Origin of the sequence: Sphingomonas sp. CCH5-D11 (assembly GCF_001557395.1) — a bacterium.
In the GTDB taxonomy this organism is placed as follows: domain Bacteria; phylum Pseudomonadota; class Alphaproteobacteria; order Sphingomonadales; family Sphingomonadaceae; genus Sphingomonas.
In genome coordinates this window covers 1-6,004 of sequence record NZ_LSKH01000192.1, presented here as the reverse complement: position 1 = coordinate 6,004, position 6,004 = coordinate 1, and the positions used below count along the sequence as shown (strand labels likewise).

Genomic DNA, 6,004 nt, shown 5'->3' with positions numbered 1-6,004 from the left:
CGTCTTCCCGTCCGAAAAAGCCGTGCACGCTGCCGACCACTTCGATGTTCGGATAGCGCCGCATCAGGACATTGCCGGCGCGCGCCGCGATCCCTGGCGCGCTGCCCACCAGATAGACGCGCAGTTTGTGCTCGGCATGAGCCAGAAAGGACGGCAACAGATCCGTGCCGTTCAGATTGGCCGGGAAGCGGCTGCCGTAGAGGATCCGGCTGGCGATATCGAGGCCGACGCCATCGTTCAGCACCAGCGCCTGCGACATGGCCGAGACCAGGGAATTGTCGTCGCGCGCGGAGGTGACGGTATGGGCGTTGCAGAACGACACCATGGTCGGCTGATGCCGGTCAACGATCGTCTCGAGCTGCGCGATCGCGGTCGGCTCGTCCATCGCCTGCACGGCAATGCCGCCGATCCAGCGCCGTTCCTGCCCCAGCAGCTCCTTGTACACCGAGTCGATGCACGCGGCGGTATAGGGCCAGGTAAAGGTGGCAAGCGTTGCCGCGCGCTCCTCGGGCGGCGGCAGGCGCAACGCACCGGCGGCATGGCGCCGGGCAAAGGCGGCGGCGCTCGCCGGGTCCTCGAAGTCGATCAGATCGCCGAAGTCCAGCCGGTCACGCGTCCGGCGATGCGCCGGAATGTCGCTGAGGATCGGATACAGCCCCGCAGCCGCCGCCTCCACCGCGGCGAGACCGAAGCCTTCGAATTCCGAGCTGGACGCGAAGAGGCCTGCCCGTGCGATCAGCCCGCGCAGTTCAGCGTCGCTGGGGCTGACATGGATTTCCGTCCGGTCGCCGACGCCCAGTTCCTGCGCCAGCGTGCGGAGCGCGTCGGGCTCAACCCCCATCGGCCGCCCAGCGAACAACAGCCGCCAGTCGCCATCGACCCCCGCCAGCTGCGCAAACCAGCGCAACAGGCGATCGGGCCGCTTGTTGGGGGCTAGCCGCCCAAAGGAGATGATGGTCTTGGCCCCGGGTGCCGCCACATCCGCGAAGCGGTCCACCTCTACGCCATTTTCCACGGTGACCAGGCGATCGCCGCAAACCGGTTCGAACAATGCGGCATCGGCATGGCTGCACGCGATCACCGCGCCATAGCCTTTCAGCGCATGGCGGGTGACGTGCCGAAAATACCATTGCTTCAGCGCGCGCGCGTTGGGCGTGTGGAAAAAGCCGCCATGCGTGCTCAGCACCATGGGCTTGCGGTGGATGAAGCCGGCATGCGCCAGAAAGTCGGCGAAGAAGTCCACGGCATGGACGTGGATCAGATCGGCGTCGCGCACGTGACGCAGCACGCCGGGGGCCAGCGGATATCGCTTGCTGCCGCGATAGCCGACGCGGTGCACGTCAACCCCGTCGATCACTTCATGCGCGGGCAGCATTACGTCGGGCGCATCGAACAGCCGGTTGAGCGTGATCACCGATGGCTCGTGCCCCTCTCGGCGCTGCTCGCGCACCAGGCACTGAACGTAGTTTTCCAACCCGCCGACGCCTGGGGAAAATTGTCGCACGACATGAACGATGCGCATCTTGCGTCTCCTTGGAAGGCGCGTCAGGCGACGAGAAACGTTCCCAGCAATGGCGTGCCCTGCATGCGCAGCCGCCCGATCACCTCGCCGACACAGCTGACGGTTGAGTGATCCTGCCGCAGCACCACGATGGCGGCCTCCGCAGCTTCGGACAGCGGGCAATCGGCACTGGTATGGCTCGCGTCGATCAGCAGCAGATCGAAATCGTCGATCAGCGGCTGGAGAAAGCGATGCGGATCGACGGCGCCGCCGGTGTTCGAAGGGTCCGTCCCCCCCACCGACAGCAGGAAGAGGTCCGGTACCGCCGTTTGCTGAATAAAGGCGCCAAGATCCGCCACGTCCCTCAGCGGCGCGATGGCTGCGCCCGTTTCGATACGGAACAGGCGCGGCTGCACGGCCTGTCCGTTGCTGGTATCCACCAGCAGGGTTCGCCAGCCCGACCGCGCGCTCGCGACCGCCAGGTTAAATGCGGTAAGTGCCGTCTCCGGCTCCGCTTCCGCGCTCAGCAGCACGATCGCCTTTGGCGCCCGCCCATCGTTCAGCCGGGCGGTCGCGATCATCGTACGCAGGTTTCGCGTCGCCTGCGCCAGCGCGTCGGCAGGTTCAGCCGCGCCGGCCGATTGCTGATCCATCTCGCCCCATGAAGGGGCTTGCGCTTCGCTCTCGGCCTCGGGCGGCAACGGCCCCGCGGATCGATAGCTTGGCTCCAGGGTCCGAAGTCTCATGCCGTCGTCGCTCCCGGTAGCGCGGGTGGAGTGTGACCGATGCGGACCACGCCGACCACCGGCGCGCCGCTGAGCGCGCGGAGCGCGCCCACGCTCCGCACCCTGGGCCGACGAAATTCGAGTGCCGCCGCCACACCAACGGCAAGCAGCACGCCGAAGATCAACGACAGCAGAAAGCGGATCGCGATATTGGGGCTGCTCGGCAGCATCGGCGGTTCGGCGCGATCGAGCTCGCGCACATTGGTGGCGGGCAGGGTGCTGCGCAGCCGCATGGAGGCAAGCTGCTGCATCACCGTATCATATTCGCGCCGCGCCGACGCCGCGTCGCTTTCCAGCACCTCCAGCGTGCTGCGGTCTTCGGACAACGCGAGCATGCGTGCACGCTGCTGGGCCAGCAGCTGGCGGATCTGCGCCTCGCGCGAATTCGAGGCCGCCTGCGCGGCGCCAAGCGCGCTTGAGGTCTGGCCCGTCTCGCTGGCGAGCTTGGCACGCAACTCGCCCAGTTCGGCACTGGCGGCACGCATATTGGGGTGGTTCGCGCCCAATTCGCCGCTCATCTGCTGGATCTGCGCGGATTTGGTGGCGATCTGCGCGCGCAGCCCCTGGATCACCGCGCTTTGCTGCACTTCGGCCAGGTTGGCGCCGCCGACGGAGGCGCGCGCCCGCGCATCGGCGGCCTGCGCCTCGGCCGTCGACAATTGCGACGACAGTTCGCCGAGACGATTGCTCTCCGCATCGATCGAGCCGGTCGAGATGATGCCCCGGTCACGCTGGAAGTTCGACAGAGCGGTCTGGCTTGCCTCCAGCTTGTGCCGGGCCTCGCCGATCCTCTTCTCGAACCAGGAGGCGTAAGTTCGGGCAGGGTCCGTGCTCATCGCCAGCCGCTCAGCCGCATAGGCGGTGGCGAAGGCATTGGCGATTTGCGCCGCCTTCGCGGAATTGGACGACGTGTATTTGATGACCAGCAGATTGTCGGTCGGATTGGTGACGACCTCCAGCCCGCCCAGGAGCCGCTTCGCCACCCATCCCCGCAGGCTCTGGACGCCGCCGGTCTCCTCCATCCAGCTTTCCCGGACGACAGGATCCTTGAGCTGGCCGATCATCTCCGCGACGCGCGCCGCGATGGGCGCGCTTGCGACGATCTTTGCCTCTGTCGCCAGCGCCGAGGCGGCTTTCGACGGCTGATTGTTCGATGAGTCCACCGGATCGGGAACTCTGGAATCGATCAGCAGACTGGCCGAGGCGACATAGGATCTCGGCGTCAGGGCGATCCAGATGGCGGCCAGCAAGCCTGTACCGCCGATAATGGCGAGCATCAAACGCCAGCGCTGTACGATGCCGCGTAGAAGATCAGGAAAGGGCATGGAGGCGCCTCATCTCGATGCGGATGTGGGAGTGACGTAAGGGTCCGGCGCGGCGTCCGATTGCGCTGCATGGGTCGCCAGCAGACCAAGAAAGAATTGCGGGGCAACGCTGTCCCTGAAGACGTGACAGCCCGATCCGTCCGGCACCAGCGCGGGGCCGAACCGTGCGATCGCCGGTGCGGCCTCCTCGCCGATCAACTGCTGCAGGCGGGAATGGCTGACGACGTCCTCGACCGCGGCAAGCCGCGCGAGGGCCGCGAGCGCGGGCAGTTGTCCCGGCGGGCCGGTGACGAGATCGCGGAACAGGTCCGCATCCTCGGCGCTCAGGCGGGACCAGTCCTCCGCCGCAGTGACGATTCCGGCGAGCGCAGCGGCCCCCGACACCTGTTCCGTTCCCTCCCGCAGCGTCCGCAGCACCGCATGGGCGCAGAACAGCCGCGCGTGATAGGGTGAGCCGCAGGCGAGATCGAGGATCAGCTGTTGGCTGTCGTCGTCAAATGTAATGCCGATCTTCTGCCCGCCGTTCTGGATCATCTCGCGCACCGACTGGGCGTCGATCCGGCCCAGCGGAAAGGCGGACAGGTGACGCCGCAGCGAGGGGTGATCGGTGACGAGGTGGCGCAGATCCCGCGCGATCCCGACCAGCATGATCTGCACCGGGATGCTGGCATCCGACAGCATCTTCAGCAGCGCCGCCGTTTCGGCGCGCACGTCGGGATCGCTCACCCGATCATATTCGTCGAGGATCAGCACTGTTCGCCCGCGGCTGATGAGCGACAAGGCTTCCACCACCTCGCGCACGCCGCTCTCCGGCCCGATCGTGCGGGCGCGCTGGCGGAAAGTCGCCAGGTTGCGCTGCGCGATGGACCCCTCGGGCACGTCGCTCAGGTACAGGGCCATTAGCGCGCCGAAGCTCTGGTGCGGCTCGCAGGCGGTGTAGATGATGGTCATATTCTGCTGGTCGGCATAGTCGGCGAAGACCCGCACAAGTGACGTCTTGCCGGAGCCCCGGGCGCCATAGATCAGCGCATGCTGGTGCCGGTCGACCACCGCTTCGAACAGCGCCTCCAGCATATGGGTGCGGCCATAAAGGTCGCGGCGGCTGGCGATCGGCTGCGTGCTGTTGAAGCTGGCGTTGACGGCCTGCCGGCGCGGATCGGCGAGACCGGCCAGTTCGCGCGCGGTTCGGATCGGCCGCGGCGCGGCGATCGGCGCCTCGCTGCGCGGCACTTGCGATCCCTTTGCTGCCGACACGCCCGGCTGTGACTGGGGAATGGCCGGGCGGGCAGGCTGGTGCCCGTTCAGCGCAACCATCATCCGGCGCAGCCAGTGAACCAGTCGCGACCAGGTGCCGGAGGTCTGGGGGAGATCGAGTGCCATTCAGAACAGCTTCTCGTTGACGTAGAAAACGTCGCCCGGCTGCGCCTTGGCGTCCAGCGGCACGCGATCTTGCGAGGTGGCGCCGCGGGTCAGCGTCACCCGCTTGCGCGACCCCGCGAGGGTCGGCCCACCCGCCTCTGCCAGCGCCTGCATCACCGTCATGTCGGATCGCAGGGCGATGCGGCCGGGCTTGTTGACCTGGCCGTAGACGAAGATGACCGGGGCCGGCGGCACGAACAGCGTGTCCCCCGCGACCAGCGGCTGCGCGAGCCCGACGCCCGCCGGATCGTCGGTGCGCACGCGCTGGTCCGGGCGACCGGCACGCTTGATGATCACATAATCGGCGGCGTCGCCGCGCGTCCCGCCGGCCCGCGCCAGCGCCATCGCCACGGTCAGCGGCCGGTCCAGCGGGTAGATGCCCGGCGTGTTCAGGCTGCCGAAAACGGTAACCGCGTTGCTGACGAAGTTCACCACCTCCACGTTCACCACGGGGTTGGTGTACAGCTTGCCCGCACGAAGCCGGCTCGCGATCGTGTCGGCGAATTCCCGCGTGGTCTGCCCGCTGGCCGGCACGTCGCCCAGCATCGGCACGGTGACGCTGCCGTCTTCCTTGACCCGCGTCTTCACGTCGATCGGATGAGTGCCGAAGACGGAGATCTGCAGCTCGTCATTCACCCCCAGCCGATAAGCGGCATCCGCCACCGCCGAGACGGGGGCAGGCGCCGGTGCGCCGGCATTGGCGAGTTGCTGCGGCTCGCCCGGCAGCAGCAGGAGCAGGAGCGCGAAAGGGAGAGGCATCACGACTTCTCCAGTCAGAAGCGAAGGGACAGCGATGCCGCCCCCGACGTTGATACGAAGCGGTAGTAGCTGAGCGGCGCATCACGCTCTTCATGGCGGACGGACAATGCGGCGCGCAGGCGTCTGGTCACGTCCACCGAATAGCCGGCGAACACGCTGTACGTGGTGTCGCGCTCCCGCGGGAACGGCGTGTCCACGATCAGCTGGCCACGGAA

5 protein-coding genes and 1 pseudogene are annotated in these 6,004 nt (G+C 67.4%); all 6 read right to left on the bottom strand.

The annotated features are described in order from the left end of the window. Positions 1-1,522, bottom strand: a 1,522-nt coding sequence (locus AX702_RS12025; RefSeq protein WP_066779879.1) for a glycosyltransferase, incomplete at its 3' end; no start/stop codon positions are given. Positions 1,523-1,545: 23 nt separating this feature from the next. Continuing rightward, positions 1,546-2,247, bottom strand: coding sequence for a tyrosine-protein kinase family protein (locus tag AX702_RS12020; protein WP_156455465.1), 702 nt, complete (start codon positions 2,245-2,247; stop codon positions 1,546-1,548). Beyond that, complete coding sequence (locus AX702_RS12015) at positions 2,244-3,611, bottom strand: hypothetical protein (RefSeq protein WP_082746230.1); 1,368 nt, start codon at positions 3,609-3,611, stop codon at positions 2,244-2,246. The genes AX702_RS12020 and AX702_RS12015 overlap by 4 nt, the downstream gene beginning before the upstream one ends. A 9-nt stretch (positions 3,612-3,620) precedes the next feature. Further along, positions 3,621-4,991 (bottom strand): ATP-binding protein, encoded by a 1,371-nt coding sequence (locus AX702_RS12010; RefSeq protein WP_066779874.1) that lies wholly within the window; start codon positions 4,989-4,991, stop codon positions 3,621-3,623. Next, positions 4,992-5,789: an SLBB domain-containing protein gene (locus AX702_RS12005; protein ID WP_093065031.1), complete on the bottom strand. Its 798-nt coding sequence runs from the start codon at positions 5,787-5,789 to the stop codon at positions 4,992-4,994. It abuts the gene before it with no gap. A gap of 14 nt (positions 5,790-5,803) precedes the next feature. Continuing rightward, a pseudogene (locus AX702_RS22560) lies at positions 5,804-6,004 on the bottom strand (outer membrane beta-barrel protein); the annotation flags it as partial.

Coding starts and splice junctions, on each gene's coding strand:
- AX702_RS12015 (WP_082746230.1), bottom strand. CDS start 3,611: ATGCCCTTTCCTGATCTTCTACGCGGCATCGTACAGCGCTGGCGTTTG.
- AX702_RS12005 (WP_093065031.1), bottom strand. CDS start 5,789: ATGCCTCTCCCTTTCGCGCTCCTGCTCCTGCTGCTGCCGGGCGAGCCG.
- AX702_RS12020 (WP_156455465.1), bottom strand. CDS start 2,247: ATGAGACTTCGGACCCTGGAGCCAAGCTATCGATCCGCGGGGCCGTTG.
- AX702_RS12010 (WP_066779874.1), bottom strand. CDS start 4,991: ATGGCACTCGATCTCCCCCAGACCTCCGGCACCTGGTCGCGACTGGTT.